Here is a 26,703-nt window from a genome sequence, read left to right as displayed (position 1 = left end):
GGGATATCAACGTCGAGCACGATGCGTAGCCTGGATGGAGCGAAGCGTAATCCGGGGCCTTTTGAGTCCGCCGTGACATACCCGGATTGCGCTGCGCTCCATCCGGGCTACGGCCCATCAATCGCACCGGAAGATGTTCTTGCGGATCGTGCCGTGGACGCCCCAATTGGCGTCGACCACCTGGGTGACGCCGAAATCGGCGCCAACCGACAGCAGCGAGATCGCCTCGTCCTCGCTGAGGCCGTGCACGGTCATCAGGAACCTCCTGAGCTTGCGGAACGCGTCGCGCATCGCGCGGTCGAGACTCGAGTGGTTGGCAATCTCGGTTTGTGCGTCGACACCGAGCGCGGCGAGATAGTTCGGATAGGTGAAGCCGTAGAACGACCAGGCCTGATCGGTCTCCAGCATCGGATGGTCGAGACCTTCGAGGCTGGTGCCGGCGAGATCGGCCTTCTTGTGCAGGACGAACTCGAAATCGCCGGTCAGCGAGGTCTCGATCGCGGTGCCGCCGAGCTCGCTGTCGCCTTGCGCGGCATGGGGATCGCCGACCGAGAAATAGGCGCCGGGGACCGCGACGGGATAGAACATCCGCGCACCCTTGCCGATGCGCCAGTCGTCGATGTTGCCGCCGGTATAGCTCGGCGGGATCGAGCTGACGAAATCGGCCTCCGACGGAGCGAGCCCCATGGTGCCGAAATGCAGGCGTGCCGGCACCTTGACGCTTGCGAGGATGTTCTCGCGCTTCTTGATGGTGGCGTGATCGACGCGTACGCCAGGATAATCGATGGTCGGATGCACGATGCCGTCCGGATCGATCTGGGGCGTCCAGACGTAGTTGTAGACCGCCTTGGCGCAGGGCTCGCCGGAGGTGTCGAGCTCGAAGATGGTGACGACCTCCCGCGGCTTCGGCTCCTCGATCAGATCGTGATAGTGAAACCCCCAATTCGCGGCGACGTTGGAGCCGAAGCAGCGCCCGGCATGACAGGCGCTGCAGCTCGGCCGCGGCCTGATATCGAGGATGCGCACTTCGAGGATATCGCCAGGCTCGGCGCCTTCGATCGCGACCGGACCGGTGAGGAGATGCACGCCGACCCCCTCGCCGGCGCCACGAATGAAGGGGCCTTCGACAGGACCGGAGCCGCGCCGCGCGACGGCCTTGTGCTCGCGCGTCCACTGGAACACGCTCTCGGCGCCGGGATCGCCTTGGATCATGCGCTCGTAATCGTCGTTGGCGTGGTGGGTCAGCGTCTCGATGGTGGCGCGATCGCCCGAGCGCAGCGTCAGGGCCGGCGCGACCTTCTTGGAGAAATATCCCCAGTGGACCGTTTTCGGCGAAACCGGCAGCGTGACATGCTTCATGAGGTGGCCTCTTCTGGAAACGCGGTCTTGAACGTTGTGGATTCGGCTCTCATCGCACCGCCTCCGGAGTCTTGTCGGCTTCCATCACGCTGAGAAAACGCGCGGTCAGCGGATTGCGGGGATTGGAAAGCACCTCGTGCGCCGGCCCCTCCTCGATGATCGTGCCGCCGCTCAGGAAGGCGACGCGGTCGGCGACCTCGTCGGCGAAGCGGATCTGGTGCGTCGAGATGATCATGGTGAGGCCGTCATCGATGGCGAGCCGCCGGATCACCTCCAGCACCTCGCTGACGAGCTCGGGATCGAGCGCCGAGGTTGGCTCGTCCAGCAGCAGTACGCTCGGGTTCGGCGCCAGCGCGCGGGCGATCGCGACGCGCTGCTGCTGGCCGCCGGAGAGATGCCGCGGCAGCGCGTCGGCGCGGTGCGACAGCCCGACCCGGTCGAGCAGCTCGGCGGCGCGGCGATCGGCATCGATGCGGGTCATGCCGTGCACCCAGCGCAAGGGACCGGCGATGTTCTCCTTCGCCGAGAGATGGGCGAACAGGTTGAATTGCTGGAACACCATGCCGACGCCCACGCTTGCCCGCTCATTGGCGATCGCGCGCGGCGGCAGCAGCTTGCCGTCGTCGTCAAAACCGAGGCGGCGGCCGCCGACGCGCACCGTGCCTGCGTCCCAGCTTTCGAGATGATTGATGCAGCGAAGCAGCGTGCTCTTGCCGGAGCCGCTGGGCCCGAGCAGCGCGACGACCTCGCCGACGCGCACGGTGAGATCGAGGCCGCCGAGCACCTTTTGCGCGCCGTATGCTTTGGTGAGGTCCCTGGTCTCGACCGCGATGTTGTTGCGCGAAATCGTCGCCGCACGCCGGGTCCGCTCCTCGCGGGTCAGCGCCCGCGGCGGCGTGTCGACAGCCTGCGCAGCCACGGGTTCGGGCTCATGCGCGGTGACCGCGGCAAGTTCGAGCTTGGTGGCGAGGTCGACGCGACGCCACGGCAGGTAATCGGCGAGCCTGCGCTGGCGACCCTTGGTGCGATCGAGATCAAGCAGCCATTCGACGAAAAGCTGGATGATGCTGATGGCAAAGGTCAGCACCAGATACAGTAAGCCCGAGGCGAAGAAGATCGAGAAAAAGTCGAAGGTCGAAGACGCAAGCTGGGTCGAGCGCAAGGTCAGCTCCTGGACCGCGACCACGGAGGCGAGCGAGGAATTCTTCAGTGCACTCACGGCCTCGTTGCCGAAGGCCGGGATCATGGTCCGGATTGCCTGCGGGGCGATCACCCGCCACATCAGGATCCGCGGCGTCATGCCGAGCGCCTGGCCGGCCGTCACCTGCCCGCGATCGACGCCGAGCACGCCGGCGCGCAGCATCTCGGCGATGAACGGCGCCTCGTTGCAGGCCAGCGCGAGGCCGGCGGCCAGCACCGCCGGCAGCTTGATGCCGATATGCGGCAGCGCGTCGTAGGCGAACACCATCTGCAGGATCAGCGGCGTGCCGCGGAAGATCACGGTGTAGGCCCTAGCGATCGCCGCCAGCAGCCAGAAGCGGGAGAGCTGCATGCCGGCGAGGATCAATCCAAGGATCAATCCGCCGCCGAGCCCGAGGGCAGTCACCTCGAGGGTGAGCTCGATGCCCTCGAGCAGATACGGCATGCTCAGGTAATGGAGGAACAGCGACATCAGTCGGCCGTCAGAATGTCAGGCTCCTTGAAGTTGTTCACGTCAAGCCCATGCTTCTTCAGAAGCTCCATATGGGTGCCGGCCTTCTGCACCTCGATCAGCGCTGCGAGCACGGCGTCGCGGAATTTCGGCTTGTCCTTGGGGACGGCGATGCCGACGGAATACGGGATCGTCACCGCGGTCGCCTTCTCCAGCTTGTCCGGATAGGCCTTGACCGCGCTGTCGACGGTGTTGACGTCGTTGACATAGGTGTCGGCACGACCGGCAAGGATCGCCTGGATGCAGTTGGCGTTGTTGTCGTAGAGCTGGACGGTCGGCTCCGGCTTGCCGGCCTTCTTGCACTCGGGCATCAGGGCCTGGATCAGGGGCACCTCGACATAGCCGGTGTTTTCGGCGGCAGCCGCGCCGCACATCGACATGTTGATGCCGTTGATGCCCTTCGGGTTGCCCTTGGCGACCAGCACGCCGTCGAACACTTTGGAATAGGTGATGAAGTCGGCGGCCTTGGCGCGCTCCTTGGTGGCGTAGATGTCGGAAATCACGATGTCGGCTTGTCCCGCGGCGAGCGTGGTCAGGAGTGCCGCGAACGTCACCGGCTTGTAGGTCAGCTTGAAGCCGAGGCATTCGCCGATGGCTTCGCCGAGATCGATGTCGAATCCGATATATTTGCTGGGGTCCTTCGGATCGATGGTCTCATAACCCGGCGTGTGCGGGTTGATGGCGTTGACGAGGGTCTTGCCCTTCCAGTCCGGATATTTGTCCTGAAGCGCGGCGCAGGCCGCAGGCGCAGCAGCCTGCACGCTCAGGGGCGCGGCTGCCAGCGCGCCGAAAGTGACCGCAGCGCCGAGCGCAGCCTTGCGCCAAGACAGCGATGCACGCGCGTTCCCCCGCGCCTGGGGCAATACCGGTCTCTCCATCTCCAGCTCCTTCGAATTGTCATGGCAATGGCCATGTTCCAGATCTCGGAAGCGAGCCTAGGAGGAGAGCGGATCGGAAAGCTTGTCCGCGGGCGTACAAAAAATTGGATGGAGGGAGCCCGCCATTTGGGCAGGAGGCTGCACAAAAACTGTTCTCGCGTCAGGGATGCTCGCGGCACCCAATTCCGAATTCGGGAGAACCAAATGATCCTGCTCTACACGCCGATCTGCCCGATCAGAGACTCATTCGGTGAAGTCATTTGACAGAAATATGACAATCGAAGGACGCATCTGCGCCCGACATCCGAAGCACATCACTGCCTTCCACAGCCTCTCCGCAGCATACCCACAGGCCTATCCACAGGCCGACTATGCCGGATTCGCGAGCCCGCGCGAGCCACTTGCTGCGCACAAACCCACAGGCCCGGCATGCAGCCGCCGGCCTGATCGAACACGGCGCGGCAAGCCTCGCTCAAGCTTGACCTGTTACGGCGCAGGCACGCTGTGATGGCGCGAACGTTGGGGATTTCGCCGGCGCAGAGCCGGTAGACGTCGGGGGTACAGGCCCGGCGCTGCTCGGGCGTTCCCTGCTGCGCGTGGGCGGCGGAGGCAAACAGCGTCAGGAACAGCCCGACCGTCGAGGCGCGACGCGCCCGGCTTTTCACCCCCGCAAACCGCAAGAACCTCGCCTTCATGACCAGTCTCCCATCTGCCTTCCGCCGGCCTGTCTTGGCCGACCTGTTTTGGCCGGTGTGCAAAGGGGTAGGGAAAATTAACAGCGGAAGATGTGACCTCCTTCACACTGCGGGCACCCGGCAGGAACCTAATATCCCCAAGGGGATTTTCATGACTCGCTAACCAATCGGGACCCGATTGGCTGATCGTTAAAATGCGAACGATCGGCTCAATCGGGAAACAAGCCGGCTTTGCGACATTGCGCCATCCGCGGTCCGGAGGGTGTGATGAGCGAAGCCGAATTCAACTTGCTGCTGGATGCCGTCCAGGACGCCATGGTCCATGAAGATCTGGCGTTCGTGCCGGGGGAGGATTTCGTGCCGCGCTCGTGGACCTATTATGCAAAGCCCAAGGCTGCCAACGACAATGAGGGCGCCTGGCCCCTGCTGCCTTTCCCGGACGGCTGGTACGCGGCCTGCTGAAGCCAATTTTACCGTGAGCCGATGCGCCCGCGCCCTGCGGGCGTTTTGCTATGGACCCTACGCCGCGAAATCCGGCGCGACCGCGATCACGTCTTGACGCGGTCCTCGCCCTCCAGCGGCGCCCGGTCGGGTGCGGCCGAGGGAAAGATGCTGTCGTAGATCGCGCGGGCCTCGCGAATGAGGCGAGCCCGCTCCAGCTCGGATTTCGGGACAAATCGGACGATTTCGCTCACGTGCTCTCCAGCGCTCAATCGTTGGGATGCATCACTTCGCAGATGCGAAGACTATGCCAGCGGGCTGAATGGCGGGTTTCCACCGGGCCCGGGCAAACCCGGTGTGCGGGGCCAGCACGCATCGTCACGCGGGCCCGATGGCAGCCGCGACACGATCGAATATTGCTGAGATATCAGGAGCTTGTGATGGAGGCCACGTCGGGACTCGAACCCGAGTAAACGGTTTTGCAGACCGGCGCGTAACCACTCCGCCACGTGGCCCCAACGAGGGCGGAGCAATATAGGGGATCACGGGTTTAGGCAACCCCGGCCGGGCAGCTACGCCTTCCCGCCGCCGAGATATTGGCCGAGAATCTCATCGGTCGGGCCGGTCGCCACGATCCGCCCCTCCTCCAGCAGGATCGCGCGGTTGCAGGTGCTCTTGATCAGCTCGATGTCATGCGAGGCGAGCACCAGAATGCCGGCGCGCACGACGATCTCGTCGAGCCGCTGCCGCGCCTTTTTGCGGAACTGCTGGTCGCCGACGCCGATCCATTCGTCGAGCAGCACGATCTCGCCCTCGACGGCGGTTGCGACCGCAAAGATCAGGCGCAGCATCATGCCGCTGGAATAGGTGCGCAGCGGCAGGTCGAGCCGGTCGCCGAGCTCGGTGAATGCGGCGATCTCCGCGCGCTTGGCGTCGATCTCGGAGCGCCGTGCGCCGATCACGAGGCCACGCCGCATGATGTTCTCGTAGCCGGTCGCCTCCTCGTCGAATCCGGCCGAGAGATCGAACAGCGGCAGGCAGCGGCCCAGCACATCCACGCTGCCGGATGTCGGATGGTAGATGCCGGCGAGCACCCGCAGCAGCGTGGTCTTGCCGGCGCCATTGGCGCCGATGATGGCGACGCGGTCGCCGGCACGGATGTCGAGGCTGACGTCATTCAACGCGGAGACGATGTGCGGGGTCGCCGTGGTCCGCCGCAGTGTCATCGCGTTGACGAACCGGCTGCGCAGCGAGCGGTCTCGGAACGACAGCACCGGAAACCTCACCGAGACGTTGCGAAGCGCGATATGAGCTGCGGGTGTCATATCTCGCGCCTCACAGCCAATACGCCACGCGATGGCGGTATTTCGCGTAGCTCCCGAGGCCGATGACGGCCACGACGGCCGCATAGATGATCCCGAGCAGCCATTGCTCCGTATCGGTCGGCTGCGAGAGCAGCGGCCTGCGCACCAGATCGAGCAGCGTCGCGAACGGATTGGCGCGGATCAGCCAATAAAACGCGGTGCCGCGCACGCTGTCCTCGGTCCAGATGATCGGCGTCAGGAAGAAGACGAATTGCAGGCCGCTGACGATCGCCGAGCCGATGTCACGAAACCGCGCGCAGAGCATGCCGAGCGCGACCGAGCCGCCCAGCAGCACGACGAGCAGGATCGCGAAGCCCGGCACCGCGAGCAGCATGCTTCCATGCAGCGGCCACGGCATCACGAGATAGAGCAGGACCACGATCACCAGATGATGCGCGAAGATGAGGACGTTGCGCGCGATCATCTGGAGCACATGCACGATCAGCGGCGCCGGCACCGCCTTGATCAAATGGCCTGAGGCCACGAAGATGTTGGAACCTTCCTGGAGCGTGGTCGCGATCAGCGTCCAGACGATCAGGCCGACGGCAAAGGGCGGCAGGAAGCTCGCGATGTCCTGCCTGAACAGTGCCGCATAGACCGTGCCGACGCTGGCAATGGTCGCAGCGAGCGTCAGCGTGATCCAGAGCGGGCCGATCACGGTACGCCGATAGCGCAGCGAAATGTCCATCAGGGCGAGCGTGCCCCAACGATCGAACCGCGCCGCCTGGGCAAGGATCTCCTTGGCTGCAAGCTGAATGCGACGGCCCCTTCCGCTTCCGGCGTTTCGATGGCGCGACAGGATAGCAGATCGCGGCCTGTTGGCCGATGGTCTCTATCGGCCCGCCTCTCGCGGGACAATCGGCCGTACGGATGATCCGGACCGAAGTCAGGCTCGCTTGCCTCGCCGGACACCGCGCCGGCGGTCCTTCACCGGCGGCTTCGGAGCCAGTTCCGGCATCTCGACCTGGACCTCGCGGTAGCGGGTTAACATCCGTTCAAAACTGGCATTGAGCGTCTCGGCGATGTCCGGGCGCTTCTCCAGAACGGAGAGGATCGTCGCCGCGGCCTCGATGGTCGACAGTCCGTCCTTCCGAGGCTCCTTGCGCAGGCGCCCGTAGCGCGATGGGGCGGCCGGGTTGAGGATGACGCGCTGGCATTTCAGCATCCAGGGGTTGCGCCACCACAGGGCCTTGGCCTGGCTCCAGGTGCCGTCGAGCAGCACCACGCCTTCGAGCTTGCCGAGGCGCGCGCGCTGGTTGTCCGCGACCTCACCTTTGCGGTTGAGCGCCAGGATTTCGCCCTCGGCCTCGAGATCGGCGGCGTGCGCCGAGCCGAGATAGAGCACGGCCCAGTGCGAGGCGTTCTCGATCGGTTGCCCCAGCGCCTTGGACAGGCTCGGCCAGGACAAGCCGACCCGCAGCGTGGCACCGGCGAAGTGCTTCGCAAGCAGCCGGGCGGTGCCGAGCGCCCTGTCCTGCTCCTGCGGATGCTGCAGGATCAGGAGCGAGAGCCGGTTCTTGATGGGCGTGACGCTGTCGCAGATGCACAGCGGCATCGGCTTCTGGCAGTGCGGGCATTCGGGGATCGGATCGGCCGGCACGGCGGCGGTGGGGTTCGACATGGTCGCCGCTATACGCTTTGCAGGGCGGTTCAACAACCCGCCTATTCCGCGGGCGCAGCCAGCGGGTGCGGCTCGCGGCGCCGGCGCAGGCGGTCGATCAGCAGGTAGATCACGGGCGTGGTGTAGAGCGTCAGGATCTGCGAGACGAAAAGCCCGCCGATAATGGTGATGCCGAGCGGGCGGCGCAGCTCCGTGCCGGGTCCGGTCGCCACCACCAGCGGAATGCCGGCGAACAATGCCGCCATGGTCGTCATTAGGATCGGCCGGAAACGCGCCTGGCAGGCCTCGAAGATCGCCTCCGCCGACGATAGGCCGCGCTGGCGCTCGGCATCGAGCGCAAAATCCACCATCATGATGCCGTTCTTCTTGACGATGCCGATCAACAGGATGATGCCGACGAAGGCGATCACCGTCAGTGGTGTGTTGGTGAGCTGCAAGGCCAGCAGCGCGCCGAGGCCCGCCGAGGGCAGCGTCGAAATGATCGTGAGCGGATGGGCGAGGCTCTCATAGAGCACGCCGAGCACGATATACATCGCCACCAGCGCGCCGAGGATGAGGAGCGGCTGGCGGCCGCTGGTCTTGGCGAAATCGCCGGCATTGCCGTCAAAACTGCCGCGAATGCCCTCCGGCATGTGCAGCTCCTCGACCGCGCGCTGGATGTTCTGCGTTGCGGCCTGGATCTGCACATCCGGCAACAGATTGAACGACACCGTGGTCGATGGGAACGATTGCGAATGAAAGACCGCGAGCGCCGCAAGGCCGCGCGTCGCGCGCACCACGGCCGACAGCGGCACCTGCGCGTCGCCCGCGCCGGCAACATAGATGCGATCGAGGTTGGACGGGTCGACCTGGAATTTCGGATCGATCTCCAGCACGGTCATGTACTGGTTGCGCTGGGTGTAGATGATCCCGATCTGCCGCTGTGAGAAGGCGTTGTTGAGCGCATTGTCGATATCCTGGACGCGGACGCCGAGCGCCGAGGCCTTCTGGCGGTCGATCGACAAGGTCAGTTGAAGCCCGCCGGGATCGCGGTCGCTGGAGATGTCGGTGATGCCCTCGACGCTTTCCATGCGCTTTGCCACGATCGGCGCCCACTTCTGCAACAGGCCAAGGTCGGTGCTGGTCAGCGTGTACTGGTAGTCGGAATCGCTCTGCCGCCCGCCGGCGCGCACGTCCTGGGCAGCGAACATGAACAGGCGGATGCCGGGGACCGGGTACAGCGCCCGCCTGAGACGGTCGATCACCACCTGCGTCGAGACGTGGTCGCGCTCCTCCGGCGGCTTCAGGCTGATGAACATGGTGCCGCGATTGGAGGTCGCACCGCCCGGCCCGCCGCCGCTGCCGACCGTCGAGCCGATGCCGGCCACGGCCGGATCCTGCATCACGATGTCGGCGAGCCGCTGCTGCAGGCTCAGCATCGACTGGAACGAGATGTCGGCCGAGGCGCGCGTCGCCCCGATGACGAAGCCGGAATCGTCGGTCGGGAAATAGCCCTTGGGGATCTTGATGTAGAGCGTCACCGTCAACCCAATGGTGGCGAAGAACACCAGCAGGGTCAGCAGCGGATATTCCAGCACGGTGCGCAAGGTGCGGGTGTAGAAAGCGACGATGCGCGACAGCGAGCCTTCGATGATCCGGTCGAACAGGGTCGCCGTGCCGGACGTGGTCTGCCGGATGTAATGGGCGCAGATCATCGGCGTCACCGTGAGCGACACCAGGGTCGAGACCAGGATCGCGAAGGTCAGCGTCAGCGAGAACTCGCGCAGCAGCCGGCCGACGATGCCGTCCATGAAGATCAGCGGCGTGAAGGCCGCGATCAGCGACAGGCTGATCGACACCACGGTGAAGCCGATCTGCCGGGCCCCGTCCAATGCCGCCTGGAGCGGCCGCATGCCGTGCTCGAGATTGCGGTACATGTTCTCGATCATGACGATGGCGTCGTCGACCACGAAGCCGACGGAGATCGCCAGCGCCATCAGCGACAGATTGTCGATCGAGAAGCCCGCGACCCACATGCCGGCGCAGGTCCCCGCCAGCGCCAGCGGCACGGAGATTCCGGCCGCGATCGTCGGCGTCAGTCGCCGCAGGAATACGAACACGACGACCATCACGAGGATGGCGGTCGCGAGCAAGGTCCACTGCATGTCGAGCACGCTGGCGCGGATCGTGCTGGTGCGATCGACCAAAGTGGAGATGTCGACGCCAGCGGGGATCCATTGCTTCAGCGCCGGGATCAGCGCCTTGACCCGGTCGACGGTGTCGATGACGTTGGCGTCGCCCTGCTTGGTGATCTGGATCAGCACCGCCGGCTGCTTGTTGAACCAGGCGATGGAGCGCGCGTTACGGACGCCGTCCTCGATGTCGGCGACGTCGGCCAGCCGGACGAAATTGCCGTTCGAGCTCTTGATGACGATATCGCGGAACTCCTTCGCCGTCCGCATCTGCTTGTTGAGCGATAGGGTTTCGCTCTGGCGCTCGCCGTTGAAGATGCCGACCGGACCGAGCGGGTTGGCGTTGATGATCGCGGTCCGCACGTCGTCGGTGGCGATGCCGGCGTTGGACAGCGCAACGGGGTTGAGCTGCACCCGCACCGCCGGCTGATCGGCACCGGAAACCGTGACGTCGCCGACGCCCGGCACCTGCGAGATGCGCTGCGCCAGAACCGTATCGGCGACGTCGTAGATCGCGCTCGCCGACAGCGTCTTCGAGGTCAGCGCCAGAACGAACACGGGAGCGCCGGCAGTGTTCGCCTTGCGAAAGCGCGGCAGCGTCGGCAAATCGCTCGGCAGATCGACCAGCGACGCGTTGATCGCCGCCTGCACGTCGCGCGCGGCCTTGTCGATGTTGCGGCCGATGTCGAACTGGAGCTGGATGTTGGTCGTGCCGAGCGACGAGGTCGAGGTGATCTGGTTGATGCCCGCGATCTCGCCGAGCCTACGCTCCAATGGCGAGGCCACGGTCGCGGCCATCACGGACGGGTCGGCGCCGGGACGGCTGGCGGAAACGAAGATGGCGGGGAAATCGACGTTCGGGACCGAGGCGACGGGGAGAAACTCGTAGGCCACGATACCCAGCAGGAACAACCCGATCGACAGCAGCGTGGTCGCGACCGGGCGGCGGATGAAGGGCTCCGAGATCGATGCCATCACTGCATCCCCTCGGTCGCGCCCGCCACGGGCGGCCCGCCGGATTCCGCCGGCGGCAGCGCCTGCTCGAGGCGGCGGTTGATGCGGTCGAGCGCGAGGTAGATCACCGGGGTGGTGTAGAGCGTGAGCAATTGGCTGAGCAGCAGGCCGCCGATGATGGAGATGCCGAGTGGGAAGCGCAGCTCGGCGCCGGTGCCGCTCTCGATCGCCAGCGGCAGCGCGCCGAACAGCGCGGCCAGCGTCGTCATCATGATCGGGCGGAAGCGCAGGAGACACGCCTGTACGATCGCCTCGTTCGGCGACATCCCCTGCCGGCGCTCCGCCTCGAGCGCGAAGTCGATCATCATGATCGCGTTCTTCTTGACGATGCCCATCAATAGGATGATGCCGATCAGACCGATCACCGAGAGGTCCTGCCCGCACAGCATCAGCGCGAGGATCGCGCCGACGCCGGCCGAAGGCAGCGTCGAGAGGATCGTGATCGGATGGATGTAGCTCTCGTAGAGCACGCCGAGCACGATATAGATCGTGATCACCGCCGCCAGCAGCAGCCAGGGCTGGCCGGCGAGAGCCTTGGAAAATTCGGCGGCGTCGCCGGCATAGACGCCGACGATGCTGTTGGGCATCTCGATCCGGGTCTCGATGGTCTTCACGGCCTCGACGGCGTCGCCAAGCGCCGCGCCCGGCGCGAGGTTGAAGCTGAGCGAGATCGACGGGAATTGCGCCTGGTGCGAAATCGCGAGCGGCGCGGTGGTGCGGGTCAGCGTCGCCACGGCGGAGAGCGGCACCTGTGCGTTAGGCGCGCCGGCGGTCGCGCTCGCCGCGCCCGGCAGATAGAGCTTCGACAGGATCGAGGGATCGCGCTGGTACATCGGCAGCGCTTCCAGCACCACGCGGTACTGGTTGGCCTGGCCGTAGATGGTCGAGATCTGGCGCTGCGCGAAAGCGTCGTTGAGAGTGTCGGTGATGCCCTGGAGGCTGACGCCGAGTTGGCCGGCCCGGGTGCGGTCGACCGTGAGCTGCGCCCGCAGACCGCCTTCCTGCGCCTCCGAGGAGACGTCGCGGAAGAGCGGATCGTGCCGCATCTCCGCGACCAGCTTGCGCGCCCATTCCGACACCAGGACGGCGTCGGTGCCGGTCAGCGTGTACTGGTATTGCGAGCGGCTCGACTGGGTCGAGATCTGCACGTCCTGCACCGGCTGGAAATAGACGGTCATGCCGGGGATGCCCGACACCCTCTCCTTCAGCCGGGTGATAACCACGCTCACATCGTCGCGCCGCTCGCCGCGAGGTTTCAGCGTCATGACGAGACGGCCGACATTGGTGGTCGGGTTGACCGACCCTGCCCCGATCACCGAGACCACGCCGGTCACATCGGGGTCGGCCTTGATGGCGTCGGCCGCCGCGGCCTGCCGCTTCTGCATCTCCGCGAACGACACGTCCGGACCGGCTTCCGTCACCGCCGTGATCGAGGCGGTATCCTGCAGCGGCAGGAAGCCCTTTGGCGCGACGACGTAGAGCGCCAGGGTCGCAATCAGCGTGGCGAAGGTCACGACCAGGGTCGCCCGCTGGCGCTCTAGCACCCAGAGCAGCGTGCGGTGATAGAACTCGACGGTGCGGTCGATGAAGCGGCTGACGGCGGCAAGCCCCGGCACTGACAGCTCTTCATGGGCATGCTTCAGCAGACGCGAGCACATCATCGGCGTCAGCGTCAGCGAGACCACGGCCGAGGTCACGACCGCGATCGTCAGCGTCAGCGCGAATTCGCGGAACATGCGGCCCACAAGGCCCGACATGAACAACAACGGGATGAACACCGCGATCAGCGACACCGTCAGCGAGATCACGGTGAAGCCGATCTCGCTGGCGCCCTTCAGCGAAGCCTCCATCGCGCTGTCGCCGTTTTCCATGTGGCGGACAATGTTCTCGATCATCACGATGGCGTCGTCGACGACAAAGCCGGTGCCGATGGTGAGCGCCATCAGCGACAGATTGTCGAGGCTGAAGCCGGCGAAATACATGATGCCGAAGCTTGTGATCAGCGACAGCGGCAGCGCCACGCCGGCAATCAGCGTGGCGCGCAGCGAACGCAGGAACAGCAGCACCACCAGCGTCACCAGCACGACGCTCAGGATCAGCGTGAACTGCACGTCGCGGACCGAGGCACGGATGGTGACGGTGCGGTCGGAGACGATGGTGAGGTTCACGCCGGCCGGAATAGCGCGCTGGACCTTGGGGATCTCCGCGCGGATCTGGCTGACGACGTCGATGACATTGGCGCCGGGCTGACGCTGGATGTCGATGATGACGGCGGGCGAGCCCTGGTACCAGCCGCCGGTGCGATCGTTCTCGAGGCCGTCGACGATCTGGGCGACGTCGCCAATCGTGACCGGCGAGCCGTTGCGGTAGGCGATGATGACAGGCTTGTAGGCGTCGGCGGCGGCGATCTGGTCGTTGGCGGCGATGATGTAGGATTGCTGCGCGCCGTCGAGCGAGCCCTTCGGCCCCGAGACGTTGGCATTGGCAATCGCGGTTCTTAGGTCCTCCATGGCGATGCCATAGGCAGCTAACCGCGCCAGATCCGCCTGGATGCGGACAGCCGGCTTCAACCCGCCCAGCACCGAGACGCGTCCGACGCCGGAAATCTGGCTCAGCCGCTGCGCCAGAAGCGTGTCGGCGATGTCGCTCATCGCGCGCAACGAGATCGTGTCGGAGCGCAGCGCCAACGTCATCACCGGCGCATCGGCCGGGTTCACCTTGGCGTAGGTCGGCGGATAAGGCAGCGTCTTGGGCAGCACGCCGGCCGCGGCATTGATCGCGGCCTGGACGTCCTGGGTCGCACCGTCGATGTCGCGGTTGAGATCGAACTGGAGCGAGATCTGGCTGACGCCGAACGAACTCGTCGAGTTCATCGCCGACAGTGACGGGATCTGGCCGAGTTGCCGCTCCAGCGGCGCAGTGATCAGCGAGGCGATCACGTCGGGGCTCGCGCCGGGCAATTGCGTCGTCACCTGCACGGTCGGGAAATCGACCTGCGGCAGCGCAGACACCGGCAGCGCGAAATAGCCGAGCAGCCCGCCGATCAGAAGCGCGATGCCGAGCAACGAGGTCGCTATCGGCCGTCGGATGAAGGGTTCGGAGACGCCCATGAGATTCGCCTGCCGCTCAGGCGGCTGTTGTCGGGATCATGGCTGCTTGGCTCCACTTCCCGATGCTCCAGGACTTGACGGAGGTCCTGGTGCCGGTCCGGTCTGGCCCTTCTGGTCGCCTTCGCTGCTCTTCCGCTTGGCGCGGAACTCGCCGTCCTTGCCCTGCCCGTCTTTCTGGCCGTCTTTTGCGCCATCCTTCTTCTGACCATCCGGCCCGCGCGAGCGCTTGCGCGGCGCGAGATCGGCCGACGGCGTCTGGTCGTCGCGGCCGATGACCACCTTGGAGCCGTCTGACAGATTGGCAAAGCCCGTCGTGACGACCTTGTCGGTCGCCGACAGGCCGCTGGCTATGACGGCGTCATGCTCGTTCTGCTGCGTCACCGTCACCGGCTTGGCCGCAACCACATTGTCCTCGCCGATGACATAGCTGAAGGTGCCGATCGGGCCGCGCTGCACGGCCGAGGTCGGGACCACCAGCGCCTGCGTCAAGGTCTCGACCTTGAGACGGACATTGACGAACTGGCCCGGCCAAAGCTGGTAATTGGCGTTGGGGAATTCGGCCTTGAGCCTGAGCGTTCCGGTGGTCTGGTCGACCTGGTTGTCGATGCCGGTGAGCTTGCCGGTGTCGATCACGGTGAGGCCGTCATTGCCGAACACGTCGACCGCGAGCGTGCCTTTCGACGCGGCGGCGTTGACCCGCATGATCTGCTGCTGCGGCAGACTGAACCACACCGCGATCGGCTGCAATTGCGTGATCACCACGAGACCGGTGGTGTCGGAGGCGTGGATGATGTTGCCCTGATCGACCTGGCGCAGGCCGGCGCGGCCCGAGATCGGCGCCACGATCTTGGTGTAGCTCAGCGTCGCCGCCGCATTGTCGATCGCGGCCTGGTCCGCCTTCACCAGGGCCTCGGTCTGCGCGACCAGCGCGCGCTGGGTGTCGGCCTGCTGCTTGGATCCGGCATTGGACGCCGCGAGCTGCTCGTAGCGCGTGAGGTCGATACGCTGGTTGGCGAGCTGGGCCTGGTCCTGCGCCTTCTTGGCGACGGCTTGATCGTACGTCGCCTGGTAGAGCGCCGGGTCGATCTCGCCGACCACGTCACCCTTCTTGACGTCCTGCCCCTCGGTGAAGTTGACCGCGATCAGCTTGCCGTCGACCTGCGAACGGACGGTCACGGTGTTGAGCGCGCGGATCGCGCCGACGCCGTCGAGATAGACCGGAACGTCCTGAACGCGCGGCGTCGCCGCCAGCACCGGGACCGGAAGATCGGGCCGCTGATTGCGGCCGTTGGCCTGCTGCGGCTGCTGGTGCCAGGTGGTCCAGCCGTAGTAGCCGAGCCCGCCGAGGATCGCCAGCGTGATCAGGGTCATGACGAAACCGCGCCCGCGCGACTTCTTCGCCGCTCCCTCCTTCGCGCCCTGCTTCGCATCCGGCTTAAAGAGCATTGACCGGTTTCTCCATCCTCGGCTCCCAGCCGCCGCCGAGCGCCTGATACAGGCTGACGATAGCAAGAAGGCGGGCAAGTTGCGCCTGTGACAGCGCGTCTTCCGCCTGGAACAGGGTCAGTTGGGTGTTGAGCACGGTGACGATGTCGGCGGTGCCGGCGCGCAATTGCTGCTCGGAGAGATCGAACGCGCGGCGCGAGGCGGTCAGGACGTCTCGCTGCAATTGCAGCTTGATCGTGGTCTGCTTGATCGAGAACAGCGCGTTGTCGACGTCGGTGAACGATTGGATGATGGTCTTGCGGTAGGTCTGTAGCAATTCGTCCTGACGCGCCTTGGCAAATTCGAAATTGCCGAGGATCTTGCCGCCGTCGAAGATCGGCTGCGTCGCGCTGCCGACCAGCTGGAAGAATGCCGCATGCGGCTGGAACAGCGAAACCAGGGCCGAGCTCTGATAGCCGCCATTGCCGGTCAGCTGGATGGTCGGAAAGAATTGCGCGCGGGCATTGCCGACGTTCGCGGTCGCGGAGGCGAGCTGGGCCTCCTGCCGGCGAATGTCGGGCCGCTGCGTCAGGAGCTCCGACGGCAGCCCGGGCGTCACGCGGGGAATCGCGATCCGGTTCAGCGAGCCGCCGAGCACGCGCACGCTCTCCGGCGGCCGCGACACCAGGACTGCAAGCGCATTGACGTTCTGATCGAGCGTCTGGCGCAGCGGCGGCACCAGTGCCTTCTGGTTTGCGAGCACGCTCTCCTGCTGCGCGACGTCGAGATCGGTGCCGGTGCCAGCCTTGCGCCGTTCCCTGACGGCGTCGAGGATGCGTTGCGCGCTCGCGATGTTGCGCTGTGAGGTCCTGATGCGATCCTGTGAGGCCAGCACCTGGAAATACGCGTTGGCGACGCCTGCAAGCGTCGTCAGCGTAACGACGTCGCGATCGAAGCGGTTGGCATTTGCCGTCTCTTCCGCCGTTTGCAAGGCGTCCCGATTCTGACCCCAGAAATCAAGCTGGTAGCTCGCGCTCAGCGAAGCCTGGTAGTTGACGACCTCGCGGCCGCCATTGGTGAGCCCCGAGGCGGAGGAGCCGGAGGTGCGTGAATAGGCCTCCTGCCCGGTACCAGACAAGCTCGGCAGCAGCGCCGCACCCGCCTGCCGCGCCTGGGCGTCGGCTTGGACGATGCGCGAGACGGCGGCGGCAATGTCGAGGTTGACGGTGTGCGCCTCTTCCATCAGCTGTGTGAGCTCCGCGGAGCGGAAGCTGCGCCACCAATCCAGCGACGGCGGCGCATCCGCCCTGCCCGCATATTTGTACTGGGTGGGAACGTCCAGCGCCGGATCAGGAAGATCTTGCGTCAAAACGCAAGCGCCCGAGCCGGCGGCGAGGCCAGCGACCGCAAGCCAGCGCGCCGCTCGTCGCGTCCGGGTCGTGGCGCCTGGAGACCGCCGCACGGCGATCGCAGGAACATCCTGTGTCACACACACCCCCCGCCGGGCAGATCGAGCCGCCACCGCGCAGCCGGAGTAACCGATTCGCGGCGCGGCCGTCGGAAGGCTTTGGACAACTCGTTCACGGCGGTGATGCTTTCTGCGGAACCTGACGCCCATCCTAGCCGGGTGCGCAACTGCGGGACAGTCCCGCAGTTGCGAGATACCCGCCAAAGCAGGACGATCTTAGATCTGCGAAAATACAAAATGATGCTGTCCTGCAGGCACTTTTTGAATTTCAGGGCCATTCCAGAGTGCGTTCAAGCTTACCAAGATTTCATGTGATATTGCCGCCACACCAACGCCAGTCCACTTCAATCCGCCTGCGCCGCTCGCGATGCGGCTTCAGTCCGGTCTTGAAACCGGGGCGGGCCACTCTCGCGAGGTCGTCCATCGTCGAAACGAATAGGCGTTCTCTTCGAAGGCGACGCCTCTCGTCCAATGGGACGCCGCCCATCCAATGGAAGGTGTGCTGGCGACGATCCTTATCTTCCATGTTTTGGTAGAGGCCGGCCACATCCTCCTACCGATATGCCGCGGCATAGCACAGCAGCAGCATCGGCAATCTCACCTCCTAAAATTCACTGCTTACGGGCATTTTCGCCGGTTTCGCCGCAGCGCAAAAGCCTTCCCCTTTGACCGCCCAAGCACTAGGTTCTGGCCAACCTGATCAACCCCTTTGCCAGTGATTTCCCCTGACATGACCATCAACAACGACGTTGTCGAAGCCATCGGCAACACCCCGCTGATCAAGCTCAAGCGCGCGTCCGAACTCACCGGCTGCACTATCCTGGGCAAGGCCGAGTTCATGAATCCCGGCCAGTCGGTGAAGGATCGCGCCGGCAAATGGATGATCCTGGAGGCCGAGAAGCGCGGCGAGCTCAAGCCCGGCGGTCTCGTCGTGGAATCGACCGCCGGCAATACCGGCATCGGCCTTGCGGTCGTGGCCAGCGCGCGCGGCTACCGCACGCTGATCGTGATTCCGGAGACGCAGAGCCAGGAGAAGAAGGATTTTCTGAAGCTGTGCGGCGCCGAGCTGCTGGAATCACCGGCACTGCCCTATTCCAATCCGAACAACTACCAGCATGTCGGCCGTCGTCTTGCCGACGAGCTGCGCAAGACGGAGCCGAACGGCGTGCTGTTCGCCGACCAGTGGAACAACCTCGACAATGCGAAGGCGCATTACGAGTCCACAGGTCCCGAGATCTGGGAGCAGACCGGCGGCAAGATCGACGGTTTCGTCTGCTCTGTCGGCAGCGGCGGCACGCTGGCCGGCACCAGCCGCTTCCTGAAAGAGAAGAACAAGGACGTCAGGATCGCCTGCGCCGACCCGCACGGCGCCGGCATGTATGAATACTTCAGAACGGGCGATGCCAAGGCGACGCCGGGCGGCTCGATCACCGAGGGCATCGGCCTCAACCGGGCGACCGCAATCGTCGAGAGCGCGAAGGTCGATGACGCCTATCTCATTCCCGATGCCGAAGCGGTCACGGTGATCTACGAACTACTCCAGCACGAAGGCCTGTGCCTGGGCGGCTCGACCGGCATCAACGTTGCCGGCGCGATGCGTCTCGCAAAACAGCTCGGGCCCGGCAAGACGATCGTCACCGTGCTCTGCGATTCCGGCAGCCGTTACCAGTCGAAGCTGTTCAACGCCGACTTCATGCGCGCCAAGAGCCTTCCGGTGCCGGAATGGCTGGAGAAGCGCAGCAACATCAAGCTGCCGTTCGTCTAGAACATTCCGGAAGCCGGCCGTCTAGCTCCAGTTCGAGCGAGACGATCCCTGCGACACCCGTGCGAGACGCTCGTTCGATAGCGAAGGCTTGATCGCGCGCGTGCGCGGCGGGAGGGGAGCGCCGTAGGAGCCATCGCTGTCGCCACTCGGCCAGAACATGAGCGCGAGCATCAGCGCGAGGTTGACGAGCGCGCCGACTGCCGTTGCCTGGTGCTCCTGCCCGATCGCCCAAGCCGGAAAACGGCCCGCGACGACATGGTCGACGATCATGAGCGCGAACCAGGCAGGCACCACGCAGACCGGGTCCCAGCCGATGTCGCGGATACGCATCGATTGCAGCGTGAAGGTCGCTACTCCGAAGAAGACGATGGCGGCGATCATCGCCCAGCTGCCGGTGAGGTCTTCAGGCCGGATCGCGCCGGGCGAGGTGTTGTTCAGCACGGCCATTGCGATTGCAAAGCAGATCGCCGTCATCACGATCGCAAGCGCGACCGTGGCGAGGAAGAAATGCAATCGCCCGAGCCGGGCGTTCAAGCCGAAGACGAAACCGAGCATTGGCGCACCCATTTTGGCGCCATATGCCCAGAAATAGCTTTCGGAGCCATGAACCGGCACGGTCGCGCGGCGCCGCATGGTTTCCGGACGACTAACCCGAGACCTTCGCAATTTGGGGCGTTCGCCCGGCAGGCAGAGTCAGGCGCCCTCGCCGCCTTCCGAGGCCGCAGCACAATAGTCGCGCCAGAACTGGCGATAACCCGCCTCGACCCCGGCCGTGTAGATTTCGACATTGCCGGCGGGGGACGCTGCGATCCGAGCGGGCAACTCGCTGCGCAACTTCGCCAGATGCGCCGGCTGCGCCGCATATTTACAGGCGATCGCGGCATAGCCCTCGTCATCCTCGGCGACCCAGTCGTCGAGGCCGACCGCAGCCACGATCGAAGCGCCGGCACGCGATGAGGCGCCGTTGCCGAGCTTGGCGACGACCGGAACGCCCGCATAGAGCGATTCCCAGGTGCTGACGCCGCCGTTTTGCGGGAACGTGTCGAGCGATATGTCGACGTTCGCAAACGCCAGCAGATGCTCGTGGCGCGGCGACGAGCCCAGGCAGGTGACATTCTCCTCGGCAACGCCCTGCGCCACGAACCGCGCGACCAGATTGTCGCGCAGCATGGGATCGTCAAGCAGGGTATGCTTGATGATGATCTTCGAACCGGTCACCTCACGCATCACTTTCGACCACACGCGGATGGCCTCGTCCGAGATCTTGTAGATGCGGTTGAACACGCCGAAGGTCACATGACCGTTGCGGAGCATGGGCGGCTCCGATGCAGGCACATCCAAAATAGGATCGATCGTGATCAGGCACGGCAGGTCGTAGACCTTCTCAGCCAGCAGATGGCGCGCCGATTGCGGAATGAAGATCGGATCCGCGAGCACATGGTCCATGGTCTGAAGGCCCGTGCCCGTGGCGTGACCAAACCCTGAGACCTGGATCGGGGCCGGCTTACGAGCGAAGACATGGAGCCTGTTGCCCGTCGTGTGCCCGGACACGTCGATCAGGATATCGACCTTGTCGGCCTGAATGCGATCGGCCAGCTCGTCGTCCGACATTTGCCAGGCGTCGACCCAGACGTCCGCCGAGGACCTGAATGCGGCGGTCATCTCATCTCTTACCGGCGCGCACGAATAGCAGATGATCTCGAATTTGGCGTGATCGTGACGACTGAGCACCGGCAACAGGGTGAACGCCGCCGAGTGGTACCAAAACTCGGCAGCAACATAGCCAACCACGATCCGCCTGTCGGGATCGAGCTGCCGGGGGGCAAGAGTCCTACGCGGCAACTTCGAGCCGATCGCATCCCACCACTGCTTTCGTGCGGCCTGCTGAACCGCGAAATCGGCGTCGGAGAGATAGTCGAGAAAAAAGATCTTCCGCCCGATCAAGGATGCATCCGGCACAATGGCCAGCGCCGCATCGAGAAGCTCGATCGCCGATGCGATCTCTCCCTGGTTTGCAAAACAAGCGCTCAGCAGCGCCATCGCGATCGCGGAGCGTGGATATGCCTCCAGCAACGTGGTGCACGCCAGAATCGCTTGCGCCGTATTTCCCATGGCGAGCGCGACTTGTGCCTTCCCCTGCAAGGCCACCTCGAGTTTGGGCGCAAGCGTAAGGGCCGCGTCAAAATCCGCCGCCGCCTGTTCCAGCCGCGACGTCTCAAGATTGAGCCGTCCACGGTTCGCCAGGATCTTCGCCGAACCCGGCCTGAGCGCGAGCGCCGCCTCCAGTGCGCCTTTGGCCTCGTCGAAGTTCTTGAGCTCGAGATTGACCAAACCTTTGCCGACGAGCGCCTCCACGTTTCGCGGCTGAAACAACAGTGCGCGCTCGAAGCTCTGTTTGGCGCGATCAAGCTGGCGCAGCGCAAGCTCTGCCAAGCCGCGATTGCAGAGCGCATCGGCATGATCGGGCTTCAGCCCGATCGCGCGATCGTACATTTCGATAGCCTGCTCGACGCGCTCCAGGTGCAAAAAGGTATTGCCGAGGTTGGCCAAGGCCATCGGGAAGCTCGGCTTCAACGCGATGGCCTTCTCCAGGGACGTACGCGCGTCCTCATATTCCCCAAGTGCGAAATGCGTGGCTCCCAAATCGGAAAATGCCTGTGCCGAGCGTGGGTCGACCGTTACGGCATATTTGAGTGCCTGTTTCGCTACCTCGAACTGTCGGCTCGCGAATGCGCCCAAGCCAAGCAGGTGCAAGGCGCTGAAATGCTCCGGAAGTTCATTCAGGATCTGGCGGCAGAGCGCCTCGGTCTCCGCATACCGGCCCTGGCCATAGGCCGTATTCGCGCTCGAAATGATCGCGTCCGCCTGCTTCTTCAATTTCTTCTGCAACCGCGCGTTCTGGAACGCGCGGGCGCCGGCGCCGCTGCTCTGCAAGGATTCTCTCCGGAGGATGCCCGGGACGATTCTAGCTGATTCGCGGCCAGAGCCGCCGGTTTAGGCGGCCCGGCGATCTCCGGAAGAAGCCGGTGCCCAACGCAGGCCTCGCCTACGCAATGTCGGCGTCATTCGAGGCGGCGGCACAATAGTCGCGCCAGAACTTTCGATAACCCGCCTCGAGCTCACGCGTGTAGGTCTCGACATTGCCGGCGGGCGAAGCCGCGATCCGGGCCGGCAATTCCGCGCGCAATTTCGCCAGATGTTCCGGCTGTGACGCAAACCTGCGGGCGATCTCGACATAGCCATCGTCATCCTCGGCCACCCAGTCGCCGAGACCGACGGCAGTCACGATAGAGGCGCCGGCACGCGAAGAGGCCCCGATGCCGAGCTTGGCCACGACGGGAACGCCCTTGTAGAGAGATTCCCAGGTGCTGATGCCGCCATTTTGCGGGAACGTGTCGAAGGAAATATCGACCTGGGCGAAAGCCGCCAGATGCTCGTCGCGCGAGGTGGTGCCGAGGCAGGTGATGCTCTCTTCGACAACGCCCTGCGCCAGGAAACGCGCGATCAGGCTATCGCGTAGCAGGGGATCATCGAGCAGACCATGCTTGAGGATGATCTTCGATCCCGGCAGCTCCTGCATGATGCGCGACCACACCCGGATCGCATCATCCGATATCTTGTAGATGCGGTTGAACACGCCGAAAGTGACGTAGCCGTTGCGGAGCATCGGCAGCTCTGAAGGCTGCAGATCGGAGACTGGTTCAATCGTGATCAGGCAGGGCAGATCGTGGATTTTCTCGGCAAACAAATGCCGAACCGACGGCGGAATGAAAATGGGATCCGCGAGCACGTAGTCCATAAGCGGCATGCCTGTGCCCGTCGCGTGTCCGAAGCCAGTGGCCTGGATCGGGGCCGGCTTACGCGCGAAACACTGCAGTCTGTTGCCGGTCGTGTGGCCCGAAACGTCGATCAGGATGTCGACATTGTCCGCCTGGATACGATCGGCGAGCTCGTCATCCGAAAGCCCCCACGCATCGACCCAGACGTCCGCCAATGATTTGAACATGGCGGTGTACTCGTCCGCGCCCGGCCAAGAGTAGTAGCAGATGATTTCAAATTTGGTGTGATCATGATGGCGCAGCACCGGCAGCAAAGTGAGCCCCGCGGAGTGCTGTCGGAATTCGGCAGCGACGTAGCCGACCACGATCCGCTTTTCCGGATCCAGCGGCCGCTTCGGCAGCTCCCTTCGCGGCTGCTTGGAGCCGATCTGGTCCCACCAGGATTTTCGCACCGCCTGCTGGACCACGAAATCGGCCTCGGCGCGATAGTCCTCCAGGAAGATCTTTCCTCTGATCGCATCCCCATAATCCGGCCGGAGCGCCAGCGCGCGATCGAGATATTCGATCGCGGCGTCCATGTCCCCCTGGTTCGAATACGAGAAGCCCATCAGCGCCAGCCCCATCTCGGAGCGCGGATTTTGCTCGATCAGGGCCGCTGCGGCCGCCATCGCTTGCGCGGTCTTTCCCATGACGAGGCAGGTCTGGGCCTTGCCGCGCAGCGCCAGCTCGAGCTTGGGCGAGATCGCAAGCGCCGCCTCGAAATCCGCAAGCGCTGGCTCCAGGCGCTGCAACTCGTAACTGAGCCGCCCGCGTTGGGCCACGATCCTCGGCGAGCCGGGCTTGATCGCGAGCGCCATGGCAAACTTGGCGGCCGCCTCGTCGTGGTGCCGCAGCTCCATGCTGACCATGCCGCTGCCGACGATAGCCTCGGCGTGACGGGGCTGAAACAGCAGGGCGCGGTCGAAGCTTTCCTTGGCGCGCATGATCTGTCCAAGCACAATTTCGACCATGCCGCGATTGCAGAATGCATCGGCATAATCCGGCTTGATCTTGATGGCGCGCTCATGCAACTCGAGCGCCTGTTCGTACCGCCCCAGATGCATCAGCGTGTTGCCGAGGTTGGTCAGCGCGACCGCAAAATTCGGCTTTAGCGCGATGGCCCTCTCCTGGCACCGCCGCGCCTCCTCGTAATGGCCGAGGTCGAAATGCACGGTGGCGAGGTTGTTGTGAGCATCATGCAAGCGCGGATCGAGTGCAATCACGCGCTCGAGCAGCTGTTGCGCCTCCGACAGGCGGCGGCCGTCATGCGCGCACATGCCGAGCAGGTGCATAGCATCGACATGATCGGGCAGCGCCTTCAGGATATCCCGGCAGAGTGCTTCGGTCTCGGCATATCGGCCCTGGCCATAGGCGGTGGCCGCGGCGGAGAGGACGGCGTCCGCCTGCTTCATCAATTTCTTCTGCAATCGCGCGTTCTGGAATGCGCGCGCGCCGCCGCCGCTGCTCTGCAAGGTGTCTCTCCGGAGGATGGCCCGGAGCGAGTCTAGCTGATTCGCGAGCCCGACCTGCCGGTCAGCTGGCGCGGTGACACCCCGGGATGTCCCGGGGCTCAGCGGCCCGGCGCTGCGGGTCCCCTACGCAACCCCGCTGCCTTCGGCAGCCGCGGCGCAATAGTCGCGCCAGAACTGGCGATAACCCGCCTCGACCCTGGCCGTGTAAATTTCGACATTGCCGGCGGGGGACGCTACGATCCGAGCGGGCAACTCCGCGCGCAACTTCGCCAGATGCGCAGGCTGCGCCGCATATTTGCAGGCGATCGCGGCATAGCCCTCGTCATCCTCGGCGACCCAGTCGTCGAGACCGACCGCAGCCACGATCGAACCGCCGGCACGCGATGAGGCGCCGTTGCCGAGCTTGGCCACGACCGGAACGCCCGCATAGAGCGATTCCCAGGTGCTGACGCCGCCGTTTTGCGGGAACGTGTCGAGCGATATGTCGACGTTCGCAAACGCCAGCAGATGCTCGTGGCGCGGCGACGAGCCCAGGCAGGTGACATTCTCCTCGGCAACGCCCTGTGCCACGAACCGCGCGATCAAATTGTCGCGCAGCATGGGATCGTCAAGCAGGGTATGCTTGATGATGATCTTCGAACCGGTCACCTCGCGCATCACTTTCGACCACACGCGGATGGCCTCGTCCGAGATCTTGTAGATGCGGTTGAACACGCCGAAGGTCACATGACCGTTGCGGAGCATGGGTGGCTCCGATGCAGGTAGATCCAAAATGGGATCGATCGTGATCAGGCACGGCAGGTCGTAGACCTTCTCAGCCAGCAGATGGCGCGCCGATTGCGGAATGAAGATCGGATCCGCGAGCACATGGTCCATGGTCTGAAGGCCCGTGCCCGTGGCGTGACCAAACCCTGAGACCTGGATCGGGGCCGGCTTGCGAGCGAAGACATGGAGCCTGTTGCCCGTCGTGTGCCCGGACACGTCGATCAGGATATCGACCTTGTCGGCCTGAATGCGATCGGCCAGCTCGTCGTCCGAAAGCTGCCAGGCATCGACCCAGCCGTCCGCCATCGACTTGAATTCGTCCGTTATCTGATCTTGTAACGGCGAACACGAATAGCAGACGATCTCGAACCTGGCGTGATCATGGTGGCGCAGCACCGGCAACAGAGCGAACGCTGCCGAGTGGTTCCTGAACTCGGAAGCGACATATCCGATCAATATCCGCTTGTCCGGATCGAGCGTGCGGGGCGACAACGCCCTTCGCGGCAATCTGGCGCCGACCGCTTCCCACCATTGTTTTCGCGCGGCCTGCTGGACCGCGAAACCGGCGTCGGGGAGATAGTCCAGAAAGAATATCTTGCGCCCGATCAAGTCCGCATAATCAGGCGCGATTGCCAGCCCCGCATCGAGATGTTCGAGCGCCCTCGCGATGTCTCCCTGGCTCGCATAGCACGAAGCCAGGAGCGCAATCCCGATGTCGGACCGCGGATTTTCCTCCAGCAGGGTCTCGACCGCCGCAATCGCCTCGGCCGTGTTGCCTTTGAGAATGTTGACTTGCGCCTTTCCCTGCAAGGCCACTTCGAGCCTTGGCGAAAGCGCCAGCGCCGCATCGAAGTCCGCGAGCGCATGCTCCAGCCGTGACAGATCGAGATTGAGCCGTCCGCGCTGCGCCAGAATCTTCGGTGAATCCGGCTTGATCGCGAGCCCTGCCGCGATGGCGGCGGCCGCCTCTTCGTAGTGCCGGAGCTCGATGCATACCATGCCCTTGCCGGCGATCGCTTCCGCGTGACGCGGCTGAAACGCGAGGGCGCGATCGAAACTCTCCTTGGCGCGCTGGAACTGGCCTTCGATCAGCTCAGCCATGCCACGATTGCAAAATGCATCGGCATAGTCCGGCTTCAGTCGAATGGCGCGTTCGTGCAACTCGATCGCCTGCTCGGCGAGGCCTATGTGCAGTAGCGTATTGCCGAGATTGGTCAAGGCGATCGGAGAATTCGGCTTCAGCGCAATGGCCTTCTCCTGGCATGCGCGAGCGTCCTGAAACTTCTGGAGGGTGAAATACACTGCCCCGAGATTACCGTAGGCATCGGGCGACCGCGGGTCGAGCACGGTCGCGCGCTCGAGCAATTGTTGCGCCTCCTCGAGCCGCCCTCCATCATACGCGCGCAGGCCGAGCAGGTGCGCGGCGTCGAAATGATCCGGAACCTCCGTCAGAATCCGGCGGCAGAGTGTCTCGACCTCCGCGTATCGGCCCTGCCCAAGTGCCTGAACCGCGGCGGACATGACCGCGTCCGCCTGCTTCTTCAATTTCTTTTGCAATCGCGCGTTCTGGAATGCGCGCTCGCCGGCGCTGCTCTGCAAAGTCTCTCTCCGGATATGGCCCGAAAA

General features: G+C 64.5%; 16 protein-coding genes, 1 tRNA gene and 2 pseudogenes. 2 read left to right on the top strand and 17 right to left on the bottom strand.

Going from position 1 to position 26,703, the window contains the following annotated elements:
• Positions 1-117: 117 nt before the first annotated feature.
• The 4 genes and pseudogenes from C7G41_RS16765 to C7G41_RS38780 all read right to left on the bottom strand — a co-directional run.
• Positions 118-1,359: an acetamidase/formamidase family protein gene (locus C7G41_RS16765; RefSeq protein WP_106943559.1), complete on the bottom strand. Its 1,242-nt coding sequence runs from the start codon at positions 1,357-1,359 to the stop codon at positions 118-120.
• A 49-nt stretch (positions 1,360-1,408) separates the two neighbouring features.
• Entirely contained in the window at positions 1,409-3,031 is a 1,623-nt protein-coding gene (locus C7G41_RS16760; protein ID WP_106943558.1) for an amino acid ABC transporter permease/ATP-binding protein, read from the bottom strand.
• Positions 3,031-3,948, bottom strand: coding sequence for an ABC transporter substrate-binding protein (locus tag C7G41_RS16755; RefSeq protein ID WP_106943557.1), 918 nt, complete (start codon positions 3,946-3,948; stop codon positions 3,031-3,033). Before C7G41_RS16755 ends, C7G41_RS16760 begins: the two co-directional genes overlap by 1 nt.
• Positions 3,949-4,382: 434 nt before the next feature.
• Positions 4,383-4,643: pseudogene (locus C7G41_RS38780) on the bottom strand (hypothetical protein); the annotation flags it as partial.
• A gap of 267 nt (positions 4,644-4,910) precedes the next feature.
• Here C7G41_RS38780 and C7G41_RS16740 point away from each other — a divergent pair.
• Positions 4,911-5,105 (top strand): hypothetical protein, encoded by a 195-nt coding sequence (locus C7G41_RS16740; protein WP_007591187.1) that lies wholly within the window; start codon positions 4,911-4,913, stop codon positions 5,103-5,105.
• Between the two features lie 86 nt (positions 5,106-5,191).
• Here the strand turns inward: C7G41_RS16740 and C7G41_RS37845 are convergent, their stop codons facing one another.
• From C7G41_RS37845 to C7G41_RS16695, 9 genes and pseudogenes are all read right to left on the bottom strand, one after another.
• Positions 5,192-5,338 carry a hypothetical protein gene (locus C7G41_RS37845; RefSeq protein ID WP_199198416.1) on the bottom strand — a complete coding sequence of 49 codons (147 nt, stop codon included), beginning with the start codon at positions 5,336-5,338 and terminating at the stop codon, positions 5,192-5,194.
• Positions 5,339-5,525: 187 nt separating this feature from the next.
• Positions 5,526-5,599, bottom strand: a tRNA-Cys gene (locus tag C7G41_RS16730).
• A 57-nt stretch (positions 5,600-5,656) separates the two neighbouring features.
• Positions 5,657-6,253, bottom strand: a pseudogene (locus tag C7G41_RS16725) (ABC transporter ATP-binding protein); the annotation flags it as partial.
• Positions 6,254-6,419: 166 nt separating this feature from the next.
• Complete coding sequence (locus C7G41_RS16720) at positions 6,420-7,136, bottom strand: ABC transporter permease (protein WP_245446556.1); 717 nt, start codon at positions 7,134-7,136, stop codon at positions 6,420-6,422.
• A 198-nt stretch (positions 7,137-7,334) separates the two neighbouring features.
• The gene (locus C7G41_RS16715; protein ID WP_106943553.1) at positions 7,335-8,069 is read right to left on the bottom strand and encodes a tRNA-uridine aminocarboxypropyltransferase; all 735 of its coding nucleotides are present in this window, start codon (positions 8,067-8,069) and stop codon (positions 7,335-7,337) included.
• Positions 8,070-8,110: 41 nt separating this feature from the next.
• Positions 8,111-11,215 carry an efflux RND transporter permease subunit gene (locus C7G41_RS16710; protein WP_106943552.1) on the bottom strand — a complete coding sequence of 1,035 codons (3,105 nt, stop codon included), beginning with the start codon at positions 11,213-11,215 and terminating at the stop codon, positions 8,111-8,113.
• Positions 11,215-14,364, bottom strand: a complete 3,150-nt coding sequence (locus C7G41_RS16705) for an efflux RND transporter permease subunit (RefSeq protein ID WP_106943551.1) — start codon at positions 14,362-14,364, stop codon at positions 11,215-11,217. The genes C7G41_RS16710 and C7G41_RS16705 overlap by 1 nt, the downstream gene beginning before the upstream one ends.
• A 36-nt stretch (positions 14,365-14,400) precedes the next feature.
• Positions 14,401-15,810, bottom strand: a complete 1,410-nt coding sequence (locus C7G41_RS16700; protein WP_106943550.1) for an efflux RND transporter periplasmic adaptor subunit — start codon at positions 15,808-15,810, stop codon at positions 14,401-14,403.
• Entirely contained in the window at positions 15,800-17,284 is a 1,485-nt protein-coding gene (locus tag C7G41_RS16695) for an efflux transporter outer membrane subunit (protein WP_106943549.1), read from the bottom strand. Before C7G41_RS16695 ends, C7G41_RS16700 begins: the two co-directional genes overlap by 11 nt.
• Before the next feature lie 703 nt (positions 17,285-17,987).
• Between C7G41_RS16695 and C7G41_RS16690 the strand changes: the two genes are divergently transcribed.
• A complete protein-coding gene (locus tag C7G41_RS16690) occupies positions 17,988-19,022 on the top strand; it encodes a cysteine synthase A (protein ID WP_106943548.1) in 1,035 nt (344 codons plus the stop codon).
• A 21-nt stretch (positions 19,023-19,043) separates the two neighbouring features.
• On the opposite strand, the gene C7G41_RS16685 is transcribed toward C7G41_RS16690, so the two are convergent.
• The 4 genes from C7G41_RS16685 to C7G41_RS16670 all read right to left on the bottom strand — a co-directional run bounded on the left by C7G41_RS16685 (position 19,044) and on the right by C7G41_RS16670 (position 26,676).
• Positions 19,044-19,577, bottom strand: a complete 534-nt coding sequence (locus C7G41_RS16685; RefSeq protein ID WP_106943699.1) for a DUF805 domain-containing protein — start codon at positions 19,575-19,577, stop codon at positions 19,044-19,046.
• A 138-nt stretch (positions 19,578-19,715) separates the two neighbouring features.
• Complete coding sequence (locus tag C7G41_RS16680) at positions 19,716-21,956, bottom strand: tetratricopeptide repeat protein (RefSeq protein ID WP_199198415.1); 2,241 nt, start codon at positions 21,954-21,956, stop codon at positions 19,716-19,718.
• A gap of 112 nt (positions 21,957-22,068) precedes the next feature.
• A complete protein-coding gene (locus C7G41_RS16675) occupies positions 22,069-24,312 on the bottom strand; it encodes a glycosyltransferase family 41 protein (RefSeq protein ID WP_199198414.1) in 2,244 nt (747 codons plus the stop codon).
• A gap of 123 nt (positions 24,313-24,435) precedes the next feature.
• Positions 24,436-26,676: a tetratricopeptide repeat protein gene (locus C7G41_RS16670; RefSeq protein WP_199198413.1), complete on the bottom strand. Its 2,241-nt coding sequence runs from the start codon at positions 26,674-26,676 to the stop codon at positions 24,436-24,438.
• Positions 26,677-26,703 lie beyond the last annotated feature (27 nt).

Origin of the sequence: Bradyrhizobium sp. MOS002 (assembly GCF_003020115.1) — a bacterium.
Taxonomy (GTDB): domain Bacteria; phylum Pseudomonadota; class Alphaproteobacteria; order Rhizobiales; family Xanthobacteraceae; genus Bradyrhizobium.
The sequence above is the reverse complement of the archived record's forward strand: the minus strand, read 5'-3'. Positions and strand labels throughout refer to the sequence as shown.